A 23,851-nucleotide genomic window follows, 5' to 3' on the forward strand; every position below is an offset into this window, starting at 1 on the left:
GCGGGATTATTTAGCGACTTGTCTTTCGCGCATTTCATCCAGCGTTTTGCAGTCTATGCACAGCGTTGCCGTTGGGCGGGCTTCCAGACGCTTGAGGCCGATTTCAATGCCGCAGCCTTCGCAGTAACCATAGTCGCCACTGTCAATATTGCGCAGTGTTTCGTCAATTTTTTTAATCAGTTTGCGTTCGCGGTCACGGTTACGCAACTCGAGCGCCATGTCAGATTCTTGGCTGGCGCGGTCATTCGGGTCAGCAAAACTGGTGACTTCGTCCTGCATCGTATGCACAGTGCGGTCAATGTCATGACTCAGTTCTGATTTCCAGTCATTCAGGATTTTGCGGAAATGATCCTGCTGCTTTTTATTCATGTATTCCTCACCGGCAGCTGGCTGGTAAGGGGTGAAGGATTTGTTAACGGTATCTGCCATGATGGTTCCAAAGAACGAAACTACTGAATAGTTATTGCCAAAAACGGCGTTTGTACTGCATTAGGTCACTCAACAATCGCGCGAGTTTACACCAGTTTTCAGGGCCATGCAAAGTCTCTTTGCGCTGTTTTAAATACGCGAAGATCAAGCTTGCTCGCGCAGCGCCTGTGCTTTTAATGTATTTTCCATCAATATGGCCACCGTCATCGGTCCCACGCCGCCAGGGACGGGGGTAATGTGGCTCGCACGCTGGCTGGCCACGGCAAAGTCCACATCGCCGGTAATTTTGCCGTCCGGCAAGCGATTAATCCCAATATCGACAACAATGGCGCCTGGTTTGACCCACTCACCTTTAATCAGGCCTGCTTTACCTGCGGCCGCGACAATCAAATCAGCCCGGCCAATGTGGGTTGCCAATTCTTTCGTGTGTCGATGACAGCTGGTCACCGTGCACCCTGCCAGCAGTAACTCCAGGCCCATAGGGCGCCCGACATGGTTAGACACGCCAACTACCACGGCGTCCAGGCCTTTGAGGGCGATGCCGCTTGCTTGTAGCATTCTAATCACGCCATAAGGTGTGCAAGAGCGTAGCAACGGTTGGCGTACGGCCAGGTGGCCAATGTTATAAGGGTGAAAGCCGTCCACATCTTTGGCCGGATCAATCAGCGCTAGAATTTCTGCTTCATCAATATGGTCCGGCAGTGGTGATTGCACCAGAATGCCGTCGGTTTCATCGTCAGCATTCAACTGTCTGATCAATGCAAATAAGGCTGCCTGCGAGGTGCTGGCAGGCAAGTTATGCGCAACTGAAACGATGCCTGTTTTTTCACAGGCCAGACGTTTGTTGCGTACATAAATAGCGGAGGCAGGGTCATCCCCCAATAAAATGACCGCGAGGCAAGGCGCACGTTTTCCGGCCTGCAAGCGTTGGTCGATATTGGTTTTGATTTCCTCTAGCAGTTGATTGGCAATTTGCTTGCCATCAATAATATGAGCGCTCATGAACAAAATATTTGTCGTAAAAAATAGAATTTTATCACATCGACATTGACACAAAATCGGAAAATCGGTTATATTTCCGTCTTCGGCGTGTAGCGTAGTCTGGTAGCGCGCCTGCTTTGGGAGCAGGATGTCGGGAGTTCGAATCTCTCCACGCCGACCAGTTTCTCTGGATTGCCTGATCGGCATGTAACTAATACTTTATCTGCTCGTAGCTCAACTGGATAGAGCACCAGCCTTCTAAGCTGGGGGTTACAGGTTCGATTCCTGTCGGGCAGGCCAATAAAGTCTCTATGGTGGCTGTAGCTCAGTTGGTAGAGTCCAGGATTGTGATTCCTGTTGTCGTGGGTTCGAGCCCCATCAGCCACCCCACTCTAATTCTTATCTAAATTCAAAAATAGTCACTAATAATTGGTTCTGTTTGCCAATAGGTCAGCGCAAAGCGTTTGATAAAGTGTTCGAAACAACCATTGTCGCGAACATGACTACACATCCGAATTTGAAAACGTTTATGCAAAGCCTGATCGACCTCACCAAGGTCAGGGAGAGTCTTGCACTTGACCCGGCGTTGCTGTCATTGATGCAGCACTGGATGTGCGTGTTTGCGCCGCAAGTGCCGCCGATCAGAATGCAGGTATTGTCCAAGCGGCAGCTTGTCTCGGTGATGGATACTCAGGCGTCGAGTACGGACCCGACCTTTGAAGCCTGGCCGCCAGAGGTGTACACGCTGTTATTGGGTTTTTTGAATCAAGAGCATCGTCAACATGTGTGTTTTGATACCGCCAGCGGCAAGCTGCATGTGTTCCCGCTCAAGCAAAGTATTTCTCATAAAAACGCTATTCTTCTGATTCAGCATGAAGCGCTTTCTGACGAAGCGATTGCGTTGGTGGAGCAGTGTTTGCAGATGTTTCATCACTACGCCGGGCTCATTATTGAAAACGAGCGTGATTCGCTGACCGGCCTGCTTAATCGCAAAACATTTGATCAATGCGTTGGCAAGATCCTGCTCAATGACTATAAGCCGGAATACCGATTCCCTTTGCACCATTATCTGGTGATCTTCGATATTGATTTTTTCAAAAGAATTAACGATAGCTATGGCCATTTGATTGGCGATGAAGTGTTGTTGCTGTTATCCAGGCTCATGCAAGACGCATTTCGGGATGGCGATTTGCTGTTCCGATTTGGCGGGGAGGAGTTTGTGGGCGTGTTCTCCTGCGCTGAAGAGCATGACATCGTGATGCTTTTGGACCGATTTAAAGAGGCACTGGCAGCGTATGTGTTCCCGCAAGTGGGGCAAGTCACGATTAGCATTGGGTGCTCAAAAATGGCGCTGAATGTGTTGCCGAATACGGTGCTTGAGCATGCAGACGAAGCCTTATACTACGCCAAAGAACACGGTAGAAATCAAATTTGCTATTATGAAACCCTGATTGCGCAGGGACTGCTGAAAGACAGCATGATTACGGGCGAAATCGAGCTGTTCTAGTTTTCACGTCTCAACTCTCAAGCCTGGGCGCTAAAATAGTGTCTAAATACTGACAGTCTGTTCAGTCGTATCAATTTTCTCCGCTGATGATTTGACATTGCATATTAATTTTAATTAATATGTGTTAAAAAATGTCAATATTGTGACGGGGGAAGTTGATGCACTTCGCTATCATCCTGCTGTGCTGTTTGTGGCTGACCGCATGTATACGGCCGCCACTAGATGCATCTACCCACTCGGCATTACATTTGCCAGAACACGCCGGCCGAGCTGAGACTCCAGCCGTCCCCGTTTATCCCGAAGTTGATATTGCCGAGATTGACACCAGGCGCGCAATCAAGCCGCCATTACAGTCGGCGACCCCCACCTTACTGATTAATCTGGTTGTGCACGACGCGCCTGTGCAGGAGGTGTTGCTGGCGATCGCGCGCGAAAGCGGTTTGAATATTGATGTGCATCCAGGCTTGCGTGGCAAGGTGAGCCTCAACGCGATTCAGCAATCGGTACCTTCAATCTTGGCACGCATGTCTCACCAGCTAGATATGTATTATGAGTGGTCGAATGGGGTGTGGTTGATTACACCAGACATGCCTGTGATTCGTAGCTATAAGCTGAATTACGTCAATATCAGCCGCGATACAACCGCTTATATCGGGGTCGCCAGTGAAATTAATAGTGCAGGTAGAGCGGCAACGGGCGCTGCCGGTAATGGTGGGGGTGCGACCGCGGTGGTTACACAGGGCGGTAGCAGTAATAGCTCAAGAACCGCCGTGACCTCACAGTCTCGCTATCACCTGTGGGAAAGCGTGGTTGAGAATATACAGGCCCTGCTGGAGGAAACAGACAAAGCCAGCACGGCGCGTGATGAGGTGCTGGAAACCACGGCACCCACGCTCGCGTTGCCCGCACGTGTCAGCGAGGCAAGCGTGGGCAGCCAAGCAGAGCGCAACGAGTCTCCGTCAGAGGCCGCCTCAGCCAGCGGCGCTGTGGCATTTGAAAAAATCAAACAGGCACATGTGCGCTGGCATGCGTCGCGGTTAATTGCCAATCCTGAAACCGGTATTTTGACCATCCGCGCCTCGCAGAGCCAGCAAGCACAAGTCAAGTCATATCTTGAATCGGTGATGCAAGTGGCGGCCAGACAGGTGTTGATCGAAGCCACGATTGTCGAAGTCGAGCTGAGTAAAAGCTTTCAGATGGGCATAGATTGGAGCCGGTTATCCGCGTCAGCACAGCAGCGCGGATGGCAGGTGGCGCAATCGCTTGGCAACGACGCAGCGCAATTTAATCGCGCTGCGGGTAACTGGGAAAGTAACAATAGCAAAAATGCACTCGGCCAGAATAATGGCAGTGTGGCATGGATGCTTGGTTATTTTAATCCGTTGAGTCGCTTAGGCAATCTAAGTGCAAGCGTGACCTTGCTCGAGCAATTTGGCAAAACGCGTGTGTTATCCAGCCCTAAATTAATGGTGCTCAATAACCAGACTGCGATTCTCAAGGTCGTCGACAATCTGGTGTACTTCACGATTCAGTCTCAAATCTCTCAAAGTAGCAGCAATGGCGGCAGTAATTTGCAAGCGGTGACGACGACAGCCAATACCGTGCCGGTTGGCTTGGTCATGGCGGTCACTGCACAAATTAATAGTCATCAGCGAGTGAATTTAAATGTGCGCCCGACGGTGTCTAAAGTCTTGCGTTATATCGAAGACCCCAACCCGCAATTAGGTAGTGGTAGTACGCGGATAGTCAGCAGTATTCCCGAAATCCAGGTGCGTGAAATGGAGTCAGTGCTGAATATTGCGAGCGGCAATATTGCGGTGCTGGGAGGCTTGATGCAAGAAGATCAGCGCGAATTTACCGATCGTGTCCCCGGCCTTTCACGGTTGCCAGTGCTCGGGCAAGCTTTTATTGGCAAAAATCAGGCGGCGAAAAAAACAGAGCTGATCGTTTTTCTCCGGCCCACGGTCATTAGGCATGCAGATGTGCGATCGGGCGATTTGCAATCGTTTCAACCTTTATTGCCCGATGAGCTACCTGCGGATGCATTTGAGATTAATGTGGGAGAGCCCTCATGAGCCATATTATTGATCTCTTTTCATCCTGGCAAAAGCCTGCCCGCTTACCCTTACGTGCTTATCGCCGCACATTTATGCAGACAGGTCTTAAGCGTGTTGAAGTCGGATTAAGCTGTTTGCTGTGGGGCTGCGTGGCGTTGATGAGCGGCCTGGTCTGGCAGCAGGGTTACCACATGCTGGCTGGTGGTGAAGATGGCATGATCAGGGTATTGCCTGGTCGTTTGAGTAAGCCAGTAGATGCTTTTTATCCTATTAATGTCTTGGTGTTGGAGCGTGGGCTGACGTCTAATAAATTACCCAGCCTGTTTAATTTCAAGCAGGCAGAAGGTTCTCCGCCGATATCCTTCAACCACCCTGTCGTTGCGGTGCCGCAGCTGACGCATGAGCTCGAAAAGCCGCCATTTAAGCCCTCAAACTTGGTATTGCAAGTGCAAGCGAGTCCACAGCTGGTCGCCAGTGTGAAGTCGCAGATCACTATGGCGACACAACAGCTGCTGTCAGGTCAACTTGCGTTGGCCAGCCAATCTTTTGAGCAAATACTGCAGCAAGATCCGCATCAGGTGGTCGCGTTGGCGGGCATGCTGGTCGTCACTAGCCAGCGAGGCGATATTCAGCAGCGTGAAGCTTATTTAAGCAGAATCCGTCAGGAAATTCCAGACTATGAGCCTGATGATGACCTGTTTTTAATGCAGCTGGAGGATTGACGATGTTGGTCGCCGCAGACAAAACGCGTATTGGCGAGTGGATGTTGGCAAAAGGCATGATCACGGCCGACCAGTTGGACATTGCGCTGATTGAGCAGCAAAAGCATCGGCTTTTGCTCGGGCAACAATTGGTCAGGCTGCATTTTGTGACCGATGCCATGATCCGCGACGTGTTGGCACAGCATCATGCTCAGGAGAGCATTGATTTGCAGCAGGTGATTGCAGACCCGGAAGCGCTGGCGATGGTGCCGGAGGCTTTTGCCAAGCAGCATGGCTTGCTCCCGCTGGATATTTCTCCGGACAAACAAATCATGCGTGTGGCGTTGTCAGGCCACAATAATATGCTGGTGCTAGATGCGCTGAGGCATATGCTTGGTGGCACCATGCAGCTCCAACCGGTGTTGGCTACCGAAGCACATTTAGAGCAAGCGCTGGATAAGTGTTATGGGCATAGTTTGTCACTAGACAGTATTTTGCGCGAAATTGAGCAAGAAACCAGTGCACCGGCCTTGCTCTCGCCACAGCAGGCATCGCGGCCAGTGATTCGCCTGGTCGATGCTGTGTTGATTGATGCGGTCAAGCAGGGCGCTTCTGATATTCACTTTGAGCCTGAGCATGCTTTTCTCAGGATTCGTTACCGGATTGACGGCGTTTTATGGCAGATACGCTGTTTACATGACCGTTATTGGCCTGCCATGTGTGTGCGGCTCAAAATACTGTCCGGGATGGACATTGCCGAGCAGAGGACACCACAGGATGGTCGGGTCAATTTATTTTTATGTGGTCGCCAGATTGATTTCAGGGTGTCCAGCCATCCTACCCTGCATGGTGAAAACCTTGTGCTGCGCGTGCTGGATAGAGATAAGGCCATTATTCCGCTGGATGCGATGGGATTAAGGCCACCCCAGTTGCAGCGGGTGAAGGCTATGCTGGAGAAGCCAGAAGGGCTGCTGATTTTAACCGGGCCTACCGGTAGTGGTAAAACCACTACCTTGTATTCGATGCTGGGTTATCTCAATCATGAGCACGTCAACATCATGACACTGGAAGACCCGGTAGAGTATCCGCACTCACTCATGCGACAAACCTCGGTCAACGCCGCCAACAAGGTCGATTTTATCAATGGCATCCGAGCCATTTTACGGCAAGACCCTGACATCATCCTGGTGGGTGAGGTGCGTGATGAGTCTACCGCGGCCATGGCCGTGCGGGCAGCGATGACCGGTCACCTGGTGATGACGACGTTGCATACCAACAGTGCGGCCGCCGCCTTTTCGCGGCTGCAGGACCTGGGCGTCAGCCCTCACCTGATGACGGGATGCCTGGTGGGGGTGGTCGCGCAAAGATTGCTACGGCGGTTATGTTTGCACTGCAAGCAAGAAGTCATGGCAGATAGCGCATTGATGCACTTGTTGCGTCAAGCAGGTGCGTTGGCACAAGCCGAGCCACAACCTGTGTTTGAAGCGCAAGGCTGCAAACACTGCCGCATGAGTGGATACCTCGGCAGGCTGGTGATCATGGAGGTGCTCACCATGCATGCCGGGATGAACGCCATGTTGACGCAGCCCTTGCCCATGCAGCAAATGCAACAGCAGGCACGGCTATATGGTTATACCACACTGGCCGAAGAGGGCTTGCAACTGGTCAAGGTTGGTGAGACTAGCATGCAGGAGTTGCGTCGCGTCGTCGACTTGAGTGTGCTTGATGCGGTGACGCCATGACCAGCTATCGCTATACCGCTATCGACCAATACGGCCAGCGGCAGCGGGGCGTGTTAGACGTGCCTAATGAACAAGCGCTGATGGTGAGTTTGCAGCAGCAGGGGCTGGAGTTACTCACCTTTAAATTAGGGCAGTCGTTGTTATGGCGGCAGCCACGCGTTAACACGCAGGCACTGATTTTATTTTGTGTGCAAATGGAGCAATTGCTGCAAGCCGGTGTGCCATTGTTGCAGTCGATTGCCGAGCTCACTGAGCAAAGCGAGCATCAAGGCATGATGGCTGCGTTGCGCACCGTACAGCGCGACTTGGAGGCTGGCAAGTTATTGTCGCAGGCTTTGCAGGCGCAACCCAAGGTGTTTCCACCATTGTTGGGGCAACTGATTGATGCGGGTGAGCGCACTGGGCAGTTGCCTGAAATTTTTGGCCATTTAACACGCACATTGTCGTGGCAGGCCGAATTGTTGGCACAAGTGCGGCGCGGCCTGACTTATCCGGCGGTATTGTGCGTCATGGTGTCGGCTGCCGCCTACGTCATGCTGACTTTTCTGGTGCCGCAAATGGCCAGTTTTTTGCAAAGCCTGGGCCAGGCGCTCCCTTGGTCTACCCGTTTGTTATTGGCGCTATCAGACGGCATGATGGTCTATGGCGTATGGCTGCTGTTAGGCCTGATCGCCCTGATAGGCACCCTCATGCTGGCCATCCGTCGCTCGCCTGCATTTGCCTTTTTTCTTGATCAACGGCTATTAAAGCTGCCGGTGATTGGCCGTTTGTTGCATCAACTGGTGCTGGCCAGGTTGTGCAGGTTTCTGGGATTGATGTATCAGACAGGGATTCCTTTATTGCAGGCGCTCGAGTGGTGTCAGCCTTTGCTGCAACAACGCGTCATGGCGCATGCGCTGGCAGACGTCCACCAGCGCGTGCTCGCGGGTGAAAGCCTCACCGCGAGTTTTGCTGCTACCCAACAGTTTCCGCCGTTAATGTTGCGCATGCTAAGTGTGGGTGAAACCACGGGCGCGCTTGATCGTATGTTATTTCAGTTAGCCGCTTTTTACGACCGCGAGGTGCAGTCACAGCTGCAGATGCTGCTGCGATTGCTTGAGCCCGCACTCACCATCGCGCTGGGGCTAATGTTGTTGTTTTTAATGGCGGCGGTGATGTTGCCTGTTTATGACAGCTTTTCAAGTTTGCGCTATTAAACATGGCTAGCCATCACTTCATTGTGCTGATTAATCAAACATGTTGGCGCGCGGTACATATGCGTGGACAGCGTTTGTTGGCTATGCGTGCGTTTGGGGTAGATGCTGGCAGTCGCACGGAGTTACTTAACTGGTGGCAGCAGTTTCCACAGGCAAAAGTATCATTTTTGACCAATCATGCTGATGAGCACTATCACGTTGAAGTCTTGCCGCAGGTGCGAGGCGCGGCCGGGCGCCAATTACTGATGCGTAAACTGGCCGCCTGGCCTTTTTCGCAAAACATGCACACGGCTTGCTTGCTGGATCACGTGCAAACATTGCGCCGGGAAGCGCGTTTTCTGTTAGTGGCATGTGCTTATTCACCGCTGGCTGATTGGCTGCCAGTGTTACAAAAGCAAGCCATTCGCATACAGGGCGTGTATACGCAAGCACTTGCGCTGGCCTGCTGGTTGCCAGCCTGTCAGCCGGGTTTGCTGCATCGCCTGTGCATTCAGTATAGGCAACAACAGGTGCGTATCAGTTATCTGCAGCAGCGGCTATTTTTTAGCCGCTTGATCCTGCTGCCAGCAGACACGTTTTCTACGTCTGAGGCTTGTATAGGCCGCATTGTCCACGAGATTAGCCAAATTCGTATCATGCTGGTGCACCAAGGCTGGTTGTCCGAGGTTGATGTGTTGCAGCTTATTTGGCTAGGCCAGATGCCGACGGATATTCAGTGGTTAAAAAAACAGCTGCCTGCTGCTTGTGTCTGGGCCGGTCTTTCTGAGCCTGAGTTAGCCCGCCATTTAGGGGTTAAGGCATTGCCCGCTGAGCTTGATGCCGTGGATTGGGCGGCCATTCAGGTCGTATTAAAAGGCCACCCTTTACCCAATCTGGCACCAGAAGCTGCTTTGTTGCCGGATAGCATCATGCGCGTCAAGCGCAGTTTGCATGGGGCTGGTGTGGTGATGGCTAGTTTGATGTTGCTGGCAGGCTGGTTTGGCATACAAGCCACGCACTATGCAGAGCGGCAAATGCGGCAGATACAGCGTCAACTGAATGTTAGGCAACTGGCGCCTACTGACATCATAAGCCAGGAGCAATTGCCGCCATTACGCGCATTGGCACAGGCGGTGCACAGTTTGCAGTCATCGGTCCGGCTGCCCGCCCGCGCGTTGACTCTCATGCAACAGGCGTTGGTGGGCGCCTCCCACTGGCAGGTCGCAACGATGACGTGGGATTTCTCAAGTGAGGCTGTGGCGCAGCCGGTGATGGCTACGCCTGCCACTGTTTGGCAAGAAACACTCGCGATCACCTGGGCTAAAAGTAATCAAAATGAGCAGGCGGCGATGGAGTGGCCACCATTGCTGCGTCGGTTGCGTGACCTGCCTGAGGTTGAAAGAGTAGAAGTGCTTACTCCGACTGAGTCTGCGGGCGGCGCTCAGCGGCAGGGCAGCACTGGCTCAGCACAAGCAGTCGACCAGCCACCAGCCATTAAGTTGTATTTGCGTGATGCCAGGCCGGGAGCCAGCTGATGAAAGCCAGAGATTACTGGCCTGCTTTACGTACAACATTGATCGGATGGCTGGCGGCTCTGTGCTTGGGAGCAGGGGCGATTGCAATCGTATTGCATCGCCAATGGGAGGTGGAGGATGCGTGGCTTCAGGCTCAAAAGCAATGGCATCAACGTCAACAACAAGTCGCGTATCGGGCCAGTTACCAGCCCGACATTGATTTTTTTATGGCGCATCGCGCAAAGTGGCAGGCGTCGGGGGTCATGCAGCCACCTGATTTTGATCACTGGGATGCCGTTTTGGTTGCCTCTCAGCAGCAGTTTTTGCTGCCGCATATCAGTTATCAGATTCAGCCTTCGGTTGCTTGTGCTGCGGCCACTTGCCAGCAGCAATGGCCAGCTAGTCAGCCACCAGAGTTTAACTTCACCGTGACGCCCATAAAGCTTACGTGGTCGGTGGCGCATGAGTCAGTCGTTGTCGACTGGTTGCAGCAACTTGAACAGGCTTACGCTGGCTTGTTGTTAGTGCGTCATTGCCGCTGGGCATTGACAGAAGGGGCGGACATGATTGCCACACAATGTGAGCTGGATTTGTTTAACTTTTCTCATGTGTTGCCTGATGCGTTGGTTGGGTCGCCATGAGCGCGGCGCAACCATGATGGGGACGCCCATGTTGCGAAATACGCAAACAGGCATTGTTCTCTGGCTAGCGTTGTTTTTGCTGTCAGGCATGGCGGGAGTCATGCTGTACATCGCGCATGGCACTGATCCTGCACGACAGCGCGCTATGCAAAAAACGGTTGCAGCACTGGCAATGGCGAAGCAAGCATTGCTGGCCTATGCCCAACAACCGCTAGGGCTCACTCAGTGCGAGTTAAATTGCCCTCGCCCCGGCGATTTGCCTTGTCCTGACCGTAATAATGACGGTATCGCAGAAACCTCATGTAGCAACACGGCCCGCCTGGGGCGCTTGCCCTGGAAGACCCTGGGCATGGGCGATGTGCGCGATGGCAGCGGCGAGCGATTATGGTATGCCGTGTCCGAGCGTTATAAAAATAATCCGCGCTTGCGGCCATTGAATCTGGATACTGCGGGCACATGGAGTGTTGCGTCGTCTCAAGGCGTGATATGGGACGCCACCCAAGGTAATGGTGTCGTTGCCGTTGTGATTGCGCCCATGCAGCCGCTGATGCGAGAGGATGGCTGGGTGCAGCAACGGCAAGAAGCGACCACTGAGCTTGCCAAACATTACCTTGATCTGAACGGTGTCATTGATCATGCCGCCCCGCAAGAAGCCGCGTTGCTGGGTTTTGTCATGGCACCAAACTCAATCCATTTTAACGATGTGGTTCTACCCATCACCGCCAGTCAAATGCATCAAGTCATGCAAAAGCAGGTGCTGGCAGAGGTCAAACGAAGCCTGCGCTGTGTGGCATTGCCATGCAATAGTTATCCGTCGCCTGCGTCTTACGAAGATAGCAGCTGTTTAGGTAATCTACCTTTAAATGCTGGGCAGTGTCTTTCTGTTGCGACCAGCATTGGGCGCTTGCCCCTTGATGTGAACGCTCACTGGTCATGGGCGGTACAACATTTGCTGGATGGCCATCCACAACATCATTGGTTTCAACAAAATGGCTGGCGGGAGCAGGTTTTTTATGTGCCGGGGCAATCGCAAACCAGCATTATTGTGGCAGGTGAGCGATTGTCTGGGCAGGTTCGCGACGCGACCACCGATAAACTGCATCTGCGAGCTTATCTTGAAGCATCTACCTTGCTCACCTTGCATGTGCAGGAGGCGGCGCTTAATGTGCAAAGCAATGACATGCTGGATCGCGTGAGTCGGCCATGAGTATGCGTGGGCATCACCGTCAGGCGCTCGGCGTTAGTGCTGCAATTTCAGGATTCAGCTTGCTGGAGATGGCGCTGGCATTGGTGGTTTTAAGCTTAATGATGGGGTGGCTGATGACGCCATTGCGGGTGCAACATAGCTTGCAGAAATATCAGCAAACTGAACAAAGGCTGAATGTTGCCCAGCAGGCATTGCTTGGGCACGCCATTATTTATCACTATTTGCCGTGCCCGGATACGGACCAGCCGCCGGATGGTTGGGAGAATATATTAACTAACCAAAGTTGCGCCAGCGATGAAGGCGTGTTGCCCTGGCTGCAATTAGGGCTGGTGGCAACCGATGCCTGGGGCCGGTTTTTCCGTTATCGTGCGGATAGCACTTTTACCCATCACGCGCAGTGGTTCGCGGTGTCGGCGGCCGAGAACGCCAGCAGTATTCAAGTCGTTGGCGATGTCGGGGCTTTAACCAGTACGCCCAGTCGCCCGGCGGCCATTATCCTTTCACATGGCGAAAATGGGCTGGGTGGCATACAATCGGTGTCTGGTGGGCAAGTGCAAGCCATGGTTGCACCCACGTACTCTGACGAGCAAGAGAATGCTGATGGCGACCTCGTTTTTGTTGATAAAGCACAACAGCAAACGGCAAATGCGGTGTTTGATGATCGCCTGGTGATGCTGTCCCCCAAAGTATTAATACAGCAGATGGTGCAGGCGCAGCGCCTGCCTTAAAGATGGATTTTTAATGCAAGACGATTTATTGTTACGTTACAGTCGGCACATCATGTTGCCGCAGATTGAATATGCGGGGCAAGAAAAACTCACGCAAAGCCATGCGTTGATTGTTGGTGCCGGTGGCTTGGGGGCGCCGGTTGCCATGTACCTGGCCGCCGCTGGTGTGGGCACTTTAACCATTTGCGACTTTGATCAGGTTGATTTAACCAATCTGCAGCGTCAGATCATTCATACCACTGCATCGGTTGGACAAAACAAGGCCTTGTCTGCGCGGGCAACCATTGCCGGGCTGAATCCTGAGGTTAAAGTGAATGTTGAGACGATAAGGCTCAGTGCTGAAGCGCTTGCCGGAGGTGTATCGGTAGCGGACGTGGTAATAGATTGCTCTGATAACTTTGCCACGCGCTATTTATTGAATGAACTGTGTTTTAAACACAAAACCCCCTTGGTTTCTGGTGCCGCCATTCGCTTTGAGGGGCAGCTGAGTGTGTTTGATTTTCGCCATGACGAGAGCCCTTGCTACCACTGCCTGTACCCGGATGTGGGGGATGATCAGGCGCTACGCTGTGCTGATAACGGTGTGTTTGCACCGCTGGTTGGCATGATAGGCACGGCACAGGCAGCCGAGGCACTTAAAGTATTACTCAACATTGGTCACACCATGCAAGGCCGGTTGTTGTTGCTGGATGCACTGAGTGCTGAATGGCGCACGATACGTTTGAAAAAAGATTCGTCATGCACGGTTTGTGGGTCATCAGGCTTGGCCGCTTGAGTTGAGCGCGTTAACAAGCTCGTTAATCTCCCACTCACACCCGCCGCACCCAGACAGTGCGCCTGAATAGCGTGAGATGGCGTCCAGGTCTTTGCCTTGCGCGACCAGGTCAATAATCATGCCGCGTGTTGTTCCGCTACAGCTACACATGACTTCTTTTGGATTGTCTTCTTCGGTGTCAGGCATCAAGGCTATCCTCTAAAACAGCATTTTAACGGCAGATGGCCAGGTTGTGCCAGGCTTGCGTCCTTGGATGGTCGCTTGCGGTCGGTGTGAAAGCCCGTTAGCATTTATTACCTATCTACGAGGGGCTGATGATGAGCAAAGGCGTTCGTTTATCTGAAAAATGGTTTAACCGGGCACTCTGGCTCGTGGCCTTTGTGTTTGCCTGGTTTTTAACCGGATTGGGCAAAAGCATTATCGGTGACCTGCCGCGTGTCGAGGCTCAGTACACGCTTGAGCACTTTGTTAATCACGTCACCATTGAGCCATTGCGCACGTCGCTAAAAGAGACCGCTCAGCAGCGCCAGCGACTGAATGATCAACTTGAGCAAGCCAGTTTGCAACTCACCATTCGGCAAAAAGATTACCAGGCGGCGCGCAGCACGTTTGATAACTGGGTGGCCACGCGCGATGCGACCCGGCTATCGACACAGGATGATGAACTGGTCAGGCGGACGCAGCAATTGGATGCGTTAAAAGTGCAGGAGCGCAATGCTGAAAAAGCGGTAGAAACCATTCAGCAAAAACAGACCAATATGTTTCAATATGAGGCACAACTACAAGCGCAAATTAACGGCATGGAAGAAATTGCGCGCAAAAAGTTAGATCAGGCCTCCCAGCATCAGGCCACGCGCGTGTTTTTGTACCGCTTGCTGCTGACATTGCCTTTATTAGCGCTCGCAGCATGGTTGTTTGCCATGCAACGCAAATCCCAGTATTGGCCGTTTGTCTGGGGCTTTATTATTTTTGCTTTAATGGCTTTTTTCGTTGAGTTGGTGCCATATTTGCCAGATTATGGTGGCTATGTGCGCTATCTGGTCGGCATTGTGTTGACGGTGGTCGGCGGAAAATATGCGATTGCCGCCCTGCAACACTATCTTGAGCAACAACGCTTGGCCGAGTCGCAGCCGGAGTTTCAGCGTCGCGAAGAGCTGGGGTATGACACGGCGTTAGAGCGGCTAGGTAAGAATATTTGCCCAGGCTGCGAGCGTCAGGTAGACCTGAAGAGCGAGCATCATGACTTTTGCATGCATTGTGGCATTTGTTTGCATAATTACTGCGGCGGATGCCAGGCGAGAAAAAATGCGTTTGCCAAGTTTTGCCACAAGTGTGGCACCGTAGCCTGAGTCGGCTACGGTTTTATTAACATGCCTTACTTCAACTTGGTCAGTTGCGCTTGTAGCTTTTCAAGGTTTGCGCTGAACTCGGTCAGGCGTGCTTTTTCTTGCTCAACCACGGCTGCTGGTGCACGCGCTACAAAGCTCTCGTTACCCAATTTGCTGTTGGCTTTGGTGATTTCACCTTGCAAACGGGCAATTTCTTTGCCCAAGCGCTCTTTTTCGGCGGCAATATCAATCTCAACTTTAAGCATGAGCTTGAAGTCAGCCGCCAGCATCACTGGTGCATCGGCTTCTGGCAATTCGGCCACAATGTCGACGTTTTCCAGCTTGGCTAATGACTTAAGGTAGGGCGCAAATGCGGCCAGTTGCTCAGCATCGCCCGCTGCAATCAATGGCACCTTGGCTGCGGGCGAAATGCTCATCTCGCCGCGCAAGCTACGGCAAGCCTCAACGGCCGTTTTCAGGGTTGCAACCCAAGCTTCGGCTTGCGTATCAATTTTTTCCAGGTCAGCTTTAGGATAAGCCTGCAACATAATGCTGTCGGTGCCGCGCGACTTGTCTTTGAGCTCAGTCATTGGCGCCACGGTTTGCCAGATTTCTTCGGTAATAAACGGAATAATCGGGTGCGCCAGGCGCAAAATGGTTTCTAATACACGCAGCAAGGTACGGCGGGTTGCGCGTTGCTCGGCTTCGCTGCCGCCTTGAATTTGTACTTTGGCAATTTCCAGATACCAGTCGCAGTATTGGTCCCACACAAACTCGTAAATGGCTTTGGCCGCCAAGTCAAAACGATAGTCGTTAAAAGCGCGCTCAACGTCGGCTTCGGTGCGTTGCAGCAGCGAGACTATCCAGCGATCTGCCTGGCTAAATTTACGGCCGCCCTCTTCGCAGCTTTCAGCGCCAAAACCGTTGTCCTGGCCTTCTGTATTCATCAGCACAAAGCGTGTCGCGTTCCACAGTTTGTTGCAAAAATTGCGGTAACCTTCGCAGCGTTGCAGGTCAAACTTAATGTCACGTCCAGGTGAGGCCAGGCTGGCAAAGGTAAAGCGGAGGGCATCGGTGCCATAAGCGGCGATGCCTTCTGGGAACTCTTTACGTGTACGCTTCTCGATTTTTTCTGCATCTTTCGGGTTCATCAAGCCAGTGGTGCGCTTTTTGAGCAGTGATTCCAAATCAATGCCGTCGATCAAATCAATCGGGTCCAGTACATTGCCTTTGGACTTGGACATTTTCTGGCCTTCGGCATCGCGGATCAAGCCGTGTACATATACATGCTTGAACGGAATCTTGCCGGTGATGTGCTTGGTCATCATCACCATGCGTGCCACCCAGAAAAAGATAATGTCAAAACCTGTCACCAGCACTGATGATGGCAGATATTGCTGCAAGGCTTGATTCTGCGCATCGAGTGCTTCATCGCCCGTCCAGTCCAGGGTAGAGAACGGCCACAGGGCAGAGGAGTACCAGGTATCGAGTACGTCGTTATCGCGCGTCAGGTTGCCGGTGTAGCCGTCGTTCGCGGCCATGGTTTTGGCTTCTGCTTCGTCATGCGCCACATAAATCTGGCCTTGCTCGCCATACCAGGCCGGAATTTGGTGACCCCACCATAGTTGGCGTGAAATACACCAGTCCTGGATATTATTTAGCCACTGGTTGTAAGTATTGACCCAGTTTTCCGGGTAAAACTTGATTTCACCGTTTGCCACGACGTCGAGCGCTTTTTGGGTGATGCTTTTGCCGTCGTCGCCCGGCTTGCTCATCGCCACAAACCACTGGTCGGTGAGCATGGGTTCAATCACCACGTTGGTGCGGTCGCCACGTGGCACTTTCAATTTGTGTTTTTCAACCTTGACCAAAAAGCCACCGGCTTCGAGGTCTGCCACCACTTGTTTGCGTGCGGCAAAGCGCTCCAGCCCGACCAGATTAGCAGGCAGAGTGATCGCGGCTTTGGCGCTGCCATCGGCGGCATACACTTCAGCCGTTGCAGGCACAAAGCCTTGCAAGTTGAGGATGATAATCTTATCCAGGCCCTGGCGCTGCCCGACCATATTGTCGTTAAAGTCATGCGCAGGCGTGACCTTCACCACGCCGGTGCCGAATTCTTTATCAACGTAGTCGTCAGCAATCACCGGAATTTCACGGGTACACAGTGGCAGAATCACGTTTTTGCCAATCAGGTGTGCATAGCGTTCGTCTTCCGGATTGACCATCACAGCGACGTCGCCCAGCATGGTTTCCGGGCGCGTTGTTGCAACTGTCAATTGGCCTGAGCCATCTGCCAGTGGGTAGTTGATGTGCCACATGGCGCCATCTTCCTCCTCTTGTACCACTTCGAGGTCAGACACGGCGGTACCCAGTTTCACATCCCAGTTGACCAGGCGCTTGCCGCGGTAAATCAGGCCCTCTTTATGCAAACGCACAAAGGTTTCGGTAACCACTTTGTTCAGGCCTGCATCCATGGTGAAGCGCTCGCGCTGCCAGTCAGGTGAGGTGCCCAGGCGACGCATTTGCTGGGTGATGGTGCCGCCAGAATACTCTTTCCATTCCCAAACTTTTTCCAAAAACTTTTCGCGGCCTAAGTCATGACGGCTCACACCTTGTGCGTCGAGTTGGCGTTCGACGACTATTTGTGTGGCAATGCCAGCGTGGTCGGTGCCTGGTTGCCACAATGTGTTGTCGCCACGCATGCGGTGGTAGCGGGTCAAGGCGTCCATAATGGTCTGGTTAAAGCCATGGCCCATATGTAAAGTGCCGGTGACGTTGGGTGGGGGTAGCAAAATGCAAAAGTTATCTTGCACTTGCGGGTTCATGCCGGCGGCATAAAATCCTTTGCTTTCCCAAAAGGCATACCATTGGCTTTCGATGGTTTTTGGATCAAATGATTTTGCGAGTTCGCGGGTGGTGTTGGCGTGTGTGTTAGAAGTATTCATGCGCGGGATTTTACCACAGGCGGGCATGCCCGCAGCGCAGAGGCAGGCGCTAGTTTGCGTAAACTAGCGCGCGAGTGTCGGCTCGACGACTTTCCAATAGCGGCTAAACCGCATTAGTTGGTGGTCACTGAGTGCTGCGTCCGTTAGGCTGGGCTCAGCGCGCCATTCTATGTTGAGTGTGCTCGCGGCTTGCTTAAGTACCTGTTGCGGGGTGTTTTGGGTGAGAATGCGCCCCTGCGCGCGCTGCGCCAGCACTTGCCTGGTCTCTCCGGCCCATACCTCTACCCCTGGCATTTCAACCAGGCAGTCGGCCATAAACTGCAAGCGCTTGAGCGGCCAGTGCTGGTAGAGTGTCGGGTCAAACACAAACACCGCAGGCAAGTTAAAGCTATGCATGGCATGTGTTGATGACAGCATTTCATCGTGCACCCAAACCAGGGTTGCGACGCCTTTGGGGCTAGGCTCAGGTGGCTTAAGGCGGTGGGTAACTGCTTTTTCTGTCACCACGGCATCCGTAAACAGTTGCTGATGCAATTGCTCGTAGCTCGCTTCAAACGGGCAGGCAACCCGACATTGCTGGCACCAGGATTCCCCGCCAAATTTCAGCAGGTTTTCTTTGTTAAACACATAAGGCTTGTTACTAAAGCTAGAGGCAATCCATTGCCAGGAGAGGTGGTTGGAGGCGATGTCGCCATCCAGTAACTGGGCTTCAAACCAATCTGCGGCCTGGCGCCAGTCGCCCTTCAACCAATGCACGACATAAGCGGCAAACCACATGCGCGCATGGTTGTGTAGGTAACCGTGTCGCTGTAATTGCTGCACAATTTCATCCATACACACTAACCCGGTAAAGCTCTGTGTAATAAAGGCTGGTATGGGTTTTTGGCCCAATGCCACTTTTGGTTGTTCCATCTGCTGCATGATGGCATCGCCAAACCGATACCACACCTGGCGAAAATAATCGCGATAACTGAGCTCGGCAGTGAGTTTGTGTGCGCGTTTACCAAAGCGTGCCTGCACGTGCGCTACGGTTTCTGGCAGTGACAGGCAGCCATGCCGCAAATAGGGTGAAAGCCTGGTCACCGCACCTGCCAGGTGGTTGCGGCTACGCGCATAGTCTTCAGCATTGACGTCCCGTAGTCGCTGCAAAGCGCTGATGCGGCCGCCTTGCCATGCCGCATCCAGATCGTTGCCTGACGCATGCGGAAAGTACGCGCTGATTTGCTGCAGGCGAGTGGGGCGATCTGCGTCGAGAGATAGGAGTGCAGGCGGGTTCATCACGCACCATTCTGACACAACTAGTGATACCATGAGCTGCAATTTCGTTGGAAGGGTATGCGAATGACGACATTATGGTGGTGGTGTGGGCTGGGGCTCGTGCTGCTGTGCCTGGAAATGCTGCTGGGGACACTGTATTTATTGTGGCTGGGGATTGCCGCATTGGTGATGGCGGTATTGTGCGCCATATTTAGCGAGATGCCGCTCGCCCTGCAAGCCTTGAACTATGCGGTGTTATCTGCGGTGGCGCTGGCCGTGATACGCAAACTGGAAAAACGCACTCCTGCATTGCGTGTGGGTCAGGCGCAGGGTGAAGAGATTGGCCGCGAAGGCATTGTGACTGTCGCGATCTCACCTTTGCAGCCCGGGAAAATACGGTTTACGCAGGGCGTGTTAGGTAGCCGCGAATGGGTTGCGCATGCCAATGTAGCGATTGGCGAGCAGCAAGCGGCCAAAGTGGTGGCAGTTGAAGGTAACAGCCTGCGGGTTGCGCCAGTGCCACACATTAATTAATTGAATCAAGGGAGTTGTTATGACCGAAGTGAGTGTCATCGTCATCGTATTAGTGGTCATTGCCATTGTTAAAGGCGTGCGCATTGTGCCGCAAGGCGAAGAGTGGGTGGTTGAGCGTCTGGGCAAGTTTGCCGGGATTTTAACGCCGGGTTTGCATGTGATTAACCCGATTTTCAGCAGTGTCAGCTATAAAGTCACCACCAAAGACATTATTCTGGATGTGCCGGAGCAAGAGGTGATTACACGCGATAACGCGGTGATTTTGGCCAATGCGGTGGCTTTTATCAAAGTCACCAACATTGAGCGTGCGGTATACGGCATTGAAAACTTTCGCGAGGCCATGCGCAATATGGTGCAAACCAGTTTGCGCTCTATTATTGGGGGTATGGACCTCAATCATGCACTCACCTCACGTGACCGTATCAAGGCAGAGTTGAAAGAGGCCATTGCTGATGAAGCGCTCGATTGGGGCCTGACCGTGAAAAGTGTCGAGATTCAGGACATCAAGCCATCTGCCAATATGCAAGATGCGATGGAAAGGCAAGCGGCCGCCGAGCGTGAGCGTGTGGCTGTGGTGACCCAGGCCGAAGGTGCCAAGCAGTCTTTGATTTTGAATGCTGAAGCGCGTCTGGAAGCGGCACGTAAAGATGCCGAGGCGCAAATGGTGGGCGCCAAAGCCTCGGCTGAGGCAATTAAAATGATCACTGAAGCTGTCAAAGAAAATAATGCTTCAGCAACGTTTTTGCTTGGTGACCGTTATATTCAATCGCTGCAAAAAATGGCGGATTCCAACAACAGTAAAATTGTGGTCATGCCAGGCGATGTGGTCAGCGCCGTGAAAAGTCTGGTCGGTGGCGGCAAGTAGCACTTGCCAGTCATCTGCCCCGGTTAGTTTTCTTTCTCAGCTGTGCCTATGGCTTTCTGCGCACAGCTGGCATATTTCCTGCATCTTACTGCTTAAAATCATCACTCCAATGAGGATATGCAGTGGCTATTCGCGTCGCTTTACATCACCGCACCTGTTATCAATTCGACCGCCTGGTCAATTTGTCACCGCATGAAGTCCGCCTGAAGCCTGCTGCGCATGCGCGCACGCCTGTGTTGTCGTACTCACTGACCGTGAATCCAGAAAAACACTTTATTAATTGGCAGCAAGACCCTTACGGCAATTATATTGCCAGGTTTGTATTCCCTGAAATGGTGCGCGAACTCGATTTTACGGTCGATTTAGTGGCAGATATGACGGTAATCAACCCGTTTGATTTTTTTGTTGAGAAATATGCCGAGCAGTTTCCATTCAACTATACCGAGCAACAGGCCTTTGAGTTAACCGCTTATTTGCAGGCGGAGCCGATGGGGCCTTTGCTGCAACGCTGGATGGACATCATTCGCCATGAAGTCGTACAGCCAGCGGTTGGCATTGTTGACTTTCTGGTTGCCGTCAATCAGCGCTTGCAGGGGCATATCGGTTATACCGTGCGCATGGAACCGGGCATTCAAACACCAGAAGACACCTTGCAAAAGCGTACTGGCTCATGCCGGGATTCTGCCTGGCTGCTGGTGCAGGTGATGCGCCAGCTTGGCTTGGCTGCGCGTTTTGTGTCCGGATATTTAATCCAACTCAAGGCCGATGTGGAGGCGCTGGATGGCCCGAGCGGCACCACGGTGGACTTTACTGACCTGCATGCCTGGACCGAGGTATTTGTGCCCGGCGCTGGTTGGGTCGGGCTAGACCCAACGTCGGGCCTGATGGCAGGTGAAGGACATATTCCACTGGCGTGCACGGCGCTGCCGTCTTCGGCTGCGCCAGTGGTGGGCCTGACGGATGTGGCTGAGGTGACATTTAGCCACCAAATGACGGTGACGCGCATTCATGAAGACCCGCGTGTGACTAAGCCTTATAGCGAGCAGGACTGGCAAGCCATTGTGAAGCTGGGCGATCAGGTCGATAAACAATTGACCAAGATGGATGTGCGGCTGACGCATGGCGGTGAGCCGACGTTTGTCTCAATTGATGATATGGATGGCGCACAATGGAACACGCTGGCGCTCGGCGAACACAAGCGCGCGCTGGCTGGTGAGCTGGCATTGCGACTGAAAGCACAGTTCGCGACTAACGGCTTTTTGCATTATGGGCAAGGTAAATGGTATCCCGGCGAGCCGTTGCCACGCTGGGCCATTAATATGTATTGGCGGCCCGATGGCAAACCGGTGTGGCACGATGCGAGCCTGTTTTCTGCCGAGGGCAGTCGCGATGGCTATACTGTAAAACAGGGGCAGGCATTCGCTATGCATTTGGCCGATATGCTGGGCTTTCCCGCGGCCTGTGTGGTGCCCGCCTATGAAGACGTGTGGTCATTGGCGCAGCAAGAGCAGCAATTAGCGCACAATATTGACCCGCTCAAAGCCGATTTGACCGACAGCGCCGAGCGTAAGCAGTTGGCCAATGTGCTGAATCAGGGCTTGGGTAAGGTGGTTGGTTATGTCATGCCCTTAAAGCCGGTAGAGTCGCAGGCGGCAGGTGAGTGGCTAACCAGCAAGTGGCCGTTGCGGCGCGAACATCTTTATCTGCTGGCTGGCGACTCCCCCATGGGTTTGCGGCTGCCATTGTCTTCGTTGCCATGGCAACTGCCTGCTGAGATTGAGCCCGCGTTTGCGCTGGATACGTTTGCCGAACAGACCGTACTTGGCGACGCCAAGCTGCCTAAGGTGAGGCTGAAACATAAAACCAGCCAGCCGACTGCGCGTGAGGTTATTCATACTGCCTTGTGCGTGCAAGTGCGAAAAGGCCGCTTGTTTATCTTTATGCCGCCGGTCACCCGGCTCGAGGATTACCTTGATTTACTAAACGCCATTGAGCAGACGGCCAGCGACCTCAAGCTCAAGTTGTGGCTGGAAGGGTATACGCCGCCACGGGATAGTCGCTTGAAGCTGCTGAGTGTGACGCCTGACCCTGGCGTGATTGAGGTCAATATCCATCCGGCTAATAGCTGGAAAGAGCTGGTGGCCAATGTGAGTTATTTGTATGACGCGGCGCGCTTATGCCGGCTAGGCACTGAGAAGTTTATGCTGGATGGGCGTCATACCGGCACTGGCGGCGGTAACCACGTGACGCTGGGGGGCGAAACGGCGGCGGACAGCCCGTTGCTGCGGCGACCGGATGTGCTGCGTAGCTTGATTACCTACTGGCAGAACCACCCGGCCTTGTCTTACCTGTTCTCCGGCACGTTTATTGGCCCCACCAGCCAGGCCCCGCGGGTAGATGAAGCGCGCGATGACAATTTGTATGAGCTTGGCATTGCTTTTCAGCAAATGGAAAAAATGCTGCCTGCGGGCAAAGAAAGCCAGCAACCGTGGCTGGTCGACCGCTTGTTGCGGCATTTACTGGTTGATTTAACGGGTAATACGCACCGGGCCGAGTTTTCCATCGACAAGTTATATTCACCGGATGGGCCGACCGGGCGCCTGGGGCTGGTCGAGTTCAGGGCGTTTGAAATGCCGCCACATGCGCGCATGAGCTTGTTACAGAGCTTGCTGCTACGGGCCATGGTGGCACGTTTCTGGAAAACACCTTATCAGGGCAAGCTGGTGCATTGGGGCACCGAGCTGCATGATCGCTGGATGTTACCCAACTTTGTTGCACAAGATATGGCCGATGTGGTGGCCGATTTGCGCGCGGCCGGGTTTGCTTTTGAACAGCGCTGGTTTGAGCCGTTTATTGAGTTCAGGTTTCCACGTTATGGCACGGTGGCTTATCACGGTGTTGAGCTCGAGTTGCGTCAGGCCATTGAGCCCTGGAATGTACTGGGTGAAGAAGTATCTGGCGGTGGGACGGCGCGTTATGTTGATTCGTCTGTGGAGCGTATGCAACTACGGGTGCGCGGCTTGACCGATGGCCGCCACGTGGTGACCTGCAATGGCCGCCAGTTGCCACTGCAACCGACAGGCAACGCCGGGGAGTATGTCGCCGGCGTGCGATTCCGGGCCTGGAACCCATGGTCTGCATTGCATCCGACTATTCCGGTGCAGGCACCCCTAGTGTTTGACCTGGTGGATAGCTGGAGTAACAAGTCGCTGGGTGGCTGCACTTATCACGTCTCGCATCCGGGTGGGCGTAACTACAATACGTTCCCTGTGAATGCCAATGAAGCTGAGGCACGTCGATTTACCCGCTTTTGGGCAAATGGGCATACCCCAGGCAAGGTGGATGTGGTAAAAGAACCACCGAATCCACGTTTTCCGTTCACGCTAGACCTGCGTTGGCAGGCCAATGAGTGAACATCCTGCTACACTCATGGTCTAGTTATTTAAGTTTTGTTATTTAATGTGC

At 53.1% G+C, this 23,851-nt stretch carries 19 protein-coding genes and 3 tRNA genes; 17 read left to right on the forward strand and 5 right to left on the reverse strand.

Annotated elements, in window-relative coordinates; genetic code table 11:
- Window positions 1-6 precede the first annotated feature (6 nt).
- Both dksA and folD read right to left on the reverse strand, forming a co-directional pair.
- Window positions 7-429, reverse strand: coding sequence for an RNA polymerase-binding protein DksA (dksA, locus tag METH5_RS0106745; RefSeq protein WP_029147788.1), 423 nt, complete (start codon window positions 427-429; stop codon window positions 7-9).
- Window positions 430-573: 144 nt separating this feature from the next.
- Window positions 574-1,431 carry a bifunctional methylenetetrahydrofolate dehydrogenase/methenyltetrahydrofolate cyclohydrolase FolD gene (gene folD / locus METH5_RS0106750; protein ID WP_029147789.1) on the reverse strand — a complete coding sequence of 286 codons (858 nt, stop codon included), beginning with the start codon at window positions 1,429-1,431 and terminating at the stop codon, window positions 574-576.
- A gap of 83 nt (window positions 1,432-1,514) precedes the next feature.
- On the opposite strand from folD, the gene METH5_RS0106755 reads away from it, so the two are divergent.
- The 13 genes from METH5_RS0106755 (at window position 1,515) to METH5_RS0106815 (ending at window position 13,457) form a co-directional block, all read left to right on the forward strand.
- Window positions 1,515-1,591: transfer RNA gene (locus METH5_RS0106755), tRNA-Pro, on the forward strand.
- A 42-nt stretch (window positions 1,592-1,633) separates the two neighbouring features.
- Window positions 1,634-1,710: transfer RNA gene (locus tag METH5_RS0106760), tRNA-Arg, on the forward strand.
- 14 nt (window positions 1,711-1,724) lie between these two features.
- Window positions 1,725-1,800: transfer RNA gene (locus METH5_RS0106765), tRNA-His, on the forward strand.
- A 109-nt stretch (window positions 1,801-1,909) separates the two neighbouring features.
- Window positions 1,910-2,917, forward strand: a complete 1,008-nt coding sequence (locus tag METH5_RS0106770; protein ID WP_232410969.1) for a GGDEF domain-containing protein — start codon at window positions 1,910-1,912, stop codon at window positions 2,915-2,917.
- 158 nt (window positions 2,918-3,075) lie between these two features.
- Window positions 3,076-4,992: a type II secretion system protein GspD gene (locus tag METH5_RS0106775; RefSeq protein ID WP_081726715.1), complete on the forward strand. Its 1,917-nt coding sequence runs from the start codon at window positions 3,076-3,078 to the stop codon at window positions 4,990-4,992.
- Window positions 4,989-5,696, forward strand: coding sequence for a lipopolysaccharide assembly protein LapB (locus METH5_RS14820; protein ID WP_051412883.1), 708 nt, complete (start codon window positions 4,989-4,991; stop codon window positions 5,694-5,696). The genes METH5_RS0106775 and METH5_RS14820 overlap by 4 nt, the downstream gene beginning before the upstream one ends.
- A 2-nt stretch (window positions 5,697-5,698) precedes the next feature.
- Complete coding sequence (locus METH5_RS0106785; RefSeq protein ID WP_029147792.1) at window positions 5,699-7,417, forward strand: GspE/PulE family protein; 1,719 nt, start codon at window positions 5,699-5,701, stop codon at window positions 7,415-7,417.
- Window positions 7,414-8,613 (forward strand): type II secretion system F family protein, encoded by a 1,200-nt coding sequence (locus METH5_RS0106790; RefSeq protein WP_029147793.1) that lies wholly within the window; start codon window positions 7,414-7,416, stop codon window positions 8,611-8,613. Before METH5_RS0106785 ends, METH5_RS0106790 begins: the two co-directional genes overlap by 4 nt.
- 59 nt (window positions 8,614-8,672) lie before the next feature.
- Entirely contained in the window at window positions 8,673-10,127 is a 1,455-nt protein-coding gene (locus METH5_RS0106795) for a hypothetical protein (protein ID WP_232410970.1), read from the forward strand.
- On the forward strand, window positions 10,127-10,747 hold the full coding sequence (locus METH5_RS0106800) for a hypothetical protein (protein WP_029147795.1): 621 nt from the start codon (window positions 10,127-10,129) through the stop codon (window positions 10,745-10,747). Before METH5_RS0106795 ends, METH5_RS0106800 begins: the two co-directional genes overlap by 1 nt.
- Window positions 10,725-11,954, forward strand: coding sequence for a hypothetical protein (locus METH5_RS0106805; protein ID WP_232410971.1), 1,230 nt, complete (start codon window positions 10,725-10,727; stop codon window positions 11,952-11,954). Before METH5_RS0106800 ends, METH5_RS0106805 begins: the two co-directional genes overlap by 23 nt.
- On the forward strand, window positions 11,951-12,682 hold the full coding sequence (locus METH5_RS0106810; RefSeq protein ID WP_029147797.1) for a type II secretion system protein: 732 nt from the start codon (window positions 11,951-11,953) through the stop codon (window positions 12,680-12,682). Before METH5_RS0106805 ends, METH5_RS0106810 begins: the two co-directional genes overlap by 4 nt.
- A gap of 13 nt (window positions 12,683-12,695) precedes the next feature.
- Entirely contained in the window at window positions 12,696-13,457 is a 762-nt protein-coding gene (locus METH5_RS0106815) for a molybdopterin-synthase adenylyltransferase MoeB (protein WP_029147798.1), read from the forward strand.
- Here the strand turns inward: METH5_RS0106815 and METH5_RS0106820 are convergent.
- Window positions 13,440-13,643, reverse strand: a complete 204-nt coding sequence (locus METH5_RS0106820; protein ID WP_029147799.1) for a (2Fe-2S)-binding protein — start codon at window positions 13,641-13,643, stop codon at window positions 13,440-13,442. The genes METH5_RS0106815 and METH5_RS0106820 overlap by 18 nt on opposite strands.
- A gap of 128 nt (window positions 13,644-13,771) precedes the next feature.
- On the opposite strand from METH5_RS0106820, the gene METH5_RS0106825 reads away from it, so the two are divergent.
- The gene (locus METH5_RS0106825; protein WP_232410972.1) at window positions 13,772-14,806 is read left to right on the forward strand and encodes a zinc ribbon domain-containing protein; all 1,035 of its coding nucleotides are present in this window, start codon (window positions 13,772-13,774) and stop codon (window positions 14,804-14,806) included.
- A gap of 26 nt (window positions 14,807-14,832) precedes the next feature.
- Here METH5_RS0106825 and METH5_RS0106830 read toward each other — a convergent pair whose 3' ends face one another.
- Window positions 14,833-17,730: a valine--tRNA ligase gene (locus METH5_RS0106830; RefSeq protein ID WP_029147801.1), complete on the reverse strand. Its 2,898-nt coding sequence runs from the start codon at window positions 17,728-17,730 to the stop codon at window positions 14,833-14,835.
- Between the two features lie 63 nt (window positions 17,731-17,793).
- Window positions 17,794-19,041, reverse strand: coding sequence for an FAD-binding domain-containing protein (locus tag METH5_RS0106835; protein ID WP_232410973.1), 1,248 nt, complete (start codon window positions 19,039-19,041; stop codon window positions 17,794-17,796).
- A 30-nt stretch (window positions 19,042-19,071) separates the two neighbouring features.
- On the opposite strand from METH5_RS0106835, the gene METH5_RS0106840 reads away from it, so the two are divergent.
- From METH5_RS0106840 to METH5_RS0106850, 3 genes are all read left to right on the forward strand, one after another.
- Window positions 19,072-19,521: an NfeD family protein gene (locus METH5_RS0106840; protein ID WP_029147803.1), complete on the forward strand. Its 450-nt coding sequence runs from the start codon at window positions 19,072-19,074 to the stop codon at window positions 19,519-19,521.
- Between the two features lie 19 nt (window positions 19,522-19,540).
- Window positions 19,541-20,386 carry an SPFH domain-containing protein gene (locus tag METH5_RS0106845; RefSeq protein ID WP_029147804.1) on the forward strand — a complete coding sequence of 282 codons (846 nt, stop codon included), beginning with the start codon at window positions 19,541-19,543 and terminating at the stop codon, window positions 20,384-20,386.
- A 122-nt stretch (window positions 20,387-20,508) separates the two neighbouring features.
- Entirely contained in the window at window positions 20,509-23,799 is a 3,291-nt protein-coding gene (locus METH5_RS0106850; RefSeq protein ID WP_029147805.1) for a DUF2126 domain-containing protein, read from the forward strand.
- Window positions 23,800-23,851 lie beyond the last annotated feature (52 nt).

Source organism: Methylophilus sp. 5 (genome assembly GCF_000515275.1).
Classification (GTDB): Bacteria; Pseudomonadota; Gammaproteobacteria; order Burkholderiales; family Methylophilaceae; genus Methylophilus.